This window comes from Streptomyces sp. NPDC006265, assembly GCF_040613555.1.
Lineage (GTDB): Bacteria > Actinomycetota > Actinomycetes > Streptomycetales > Streptomycetaceae > Streptomyces.
In genome coordinates, this window is record NZ_JBEXSH010001110.1 from 1 (window position 1) to 2,481 (window position 2,481).

The following is a 2,481-nucleotide window of genomic DNA, read 5'->3' on the forward strand; positions in this document are numbered from 1 at the left end:
ATCGAGCAGGGGGCACCCCTCGCCGCACCGGACGAAGCCCTGAGTACGTCCGGTACGAGGGACTCCGCCCGGCACCCGGAGGCACGCACCAGACGCCGCGGGGCCCGCCGCCCTCCGGGCGAACGACGGGACTTCGCGGACTGCCTAGTCCTCCGGCAGCTCGACGGGCGCGATCTCGTCGTAGACGTCGCCGGGGCCCGGGTTGGTCGCGTCGGTCGCGCCGCCCAGGTGGTGCATGACGCCCCACACCGCATTGAGGGCGGTCTGGATCGCGCCCTCGGCCCAGCCGGCCGTCCAGGAGATGTCGTCGCCGGCGAGGAAAATGCCGCGCTTGTCCTCGGGCAGCCGGTCCTGCATGAAGTGCGTGAACAGACGCCGCTGGTAGCGGTAGTGGCCGGGCAGGTTGGCCTTGAACGCGCCCATGAAGTAGGGCTCGTTCTCCCAGGACACGGTCACGGGGTTGCCGATGATGTGCTTGCGGATGTCGACCTTGGGATAGATCTCGCCGAGCGACTTCAGCATGACCTCCATCCGCTCGTTCGCGGACAGCGGCAGCCACTTCAGGCTGTCGTCGCACCAGGTGTACGAGAGGCAGATGACGGCGGGCTTGTCCGGGCCGTCGTCGAGCAGGTAAGTGCCGCGCGTCATACGGTCGGTGAGCGTCATCGACATGACGTCCCGCCCCGTCGGATTTCCCCTGTCGTCGACGGCCTTGTCCAGCCAGAACGGCCGGTCGACCGGAACGAAGAGCTTGGAGCTCTCCATGTAGTGCGTGCGCTCGATCGCCGTCCAGTGGTCGATCGGGAAGAGCGAGTCGTCACAGGCGATCTTCGACAGCAGCATCCAGGACTGGGCGGTGAAGATCGCCGCCTGGAAGGTGCGGATGTCGCCGTCCGCGTCGGTCACCGTGATGCGGTTGCCGGCGGTGCGGTGCAGCCGGGTCACGGCCGGGCGGGGCTCGCCGCCCTCGTGCAGGCTCGCGAGCGAGGTGCCCTGGGCCCAGTGCACGATCTTCTGCGGCTCACGCTCCCACAGGCGCAGCGGCAGCTGCTGGGAGCCGCCGACGATGCCGCGGTGGTGGTCGTCGGCCTCGGTGTAGACGACGCGCAGGATCTCCAGGATGGAGTTGGGGAAGTCGGTGTCCCAGCCGCCCGTGCCGAAGCCGACCTGACCGAAGATCTCCCGGTGCCGGAAGGACTTGAACGCCTCGGAGTCGCAGAGGAAGCCGTAGAAGGTCTGGTTGTCGAGCTTCTCGACGAGCTTGGACCAGATCTCGCGGATGCGCGGCACGTCCCGCTCGCGCAGGGCGCGGTTCATGTCGGAGAAGTCGGCGCCCTCCTCCAGGCAGCGGTTCCACGCCTCGGCGACGTCCCGGTAGACCTGGGGCAGGTCGCCGACCGTCTCGGCGTAGTGCGCCTCACCCTTGAGGTCGACGACGGTCGACGGGGTCGCCTCGGCGAGGGGGTTGGGGAACGGCCGCGTCTGAAGGCCGACGAGGTCGATGTAGTGCTGGAGGGCCGTGGAGGACGGCGGGAAGCGCATCGCACCCATCTCGGCGGTGAGGGACTCGTCGCACCCGTCGAAGCCCACCGTCCGCAGCCGGCCGCCGATCTGGTCGGCCTCGTACACGACCGGCTTGAGGCCCATCTTCATCAGCTCGTACGCGGCGACGATGCCGGACAGGCCGCCGCCGATCACCGCGACCTCCGTGCCGTGCTCCGTCGCGGGTATCTGCCCGAGACCCGCCGGGTGGGCGAGGAAGTCGTCGTAGGCGTACGGGAAGTCCGGGCCGAACATGGTGATCGGCAGCTGCTGCGCGTCAGCGTGCTCGACGGCGTTGGGCACGGTGGACGTCATGGGGTACGGACTCCTTGCACGGGTACGAACGGGCGGTTCGGGTTCAGGGGGGTTCAGACGAGCGGGCCGTACAGGCCGGGCCGCCGGTCGCGCAGATACGGGTTGTTCTCACGCGACGCGGCGAGGAAGGCCGGGTCGACGTCGGCGAGCACGAGTTCCTCACCGCGTCCGGCCCGGGTCCGGGCGACCCCGTCGGGGCCGGCGAGCGTGGACAGCCCCACGAACTCGTACTCGCCCTCCCGGCCGACCCGGTTGACGTACGCGACGTACATCTGGTTCTCGAAGGCGCGCACCGGGATCATCGACTCGGCGACGAACTGGAACGGGTGCATCTGCGCGGTCGGGACGATCAGCAGGTCGGTGCCGGCCAGGGCGTGGGCGCGGACGTTCTCCGGGAACTCCACGTCGTAGCAGATCAGGATGCCGACCCGGAGGCCGTCGATCTCGGCCTGGACGACCGGCAGGTCGCCCGGCGTGAAGTGGTCGCGCTCGAAGCAGCCGAAGAGGTGGGTCTTGCGATGGTTGGCGAGCCGCCCACGGAAACGAAGACCGGCTTGACGGCGTCCCGGGTGCGCAGGGCCCGGCCGACCTCCTCGGAGCCGGCGAGCAGCGCGGAGGTGCTGC

The 2,481-nt window shown here is 69.6% G+C and carries 2 protein-coding genes; both read right to left on the minus strand.

All coding sequences use genetic code 11. From position 1 onward, the window contains the following. Nucleotides 1-144 precede the first annotated feature (144 nt). Nucleotides 145-1,857 (minus strand): NAD(P)/FAD-dependent oxidoreductase, encoded by a 1,713-nt coding sequence (locus ABZ281_RS45870; RefSeq protein WP_356664378.1) that lies wholly within the window; start codon nt 1,855-1,857, stop codon nt 145-147. Between the two features lie 53 nt (nt 1,858-1,910). Next, nucleotides 1,911-2,481, minus strand: a 571-nt coding sequence (locus tag ABZ281_RS45875) for a nitrilase-related carbon-nitrogen hydrolase (RefSeq protein ID WP_356664380.1), incomplete at its 5' end; no start/stop codon positions are given.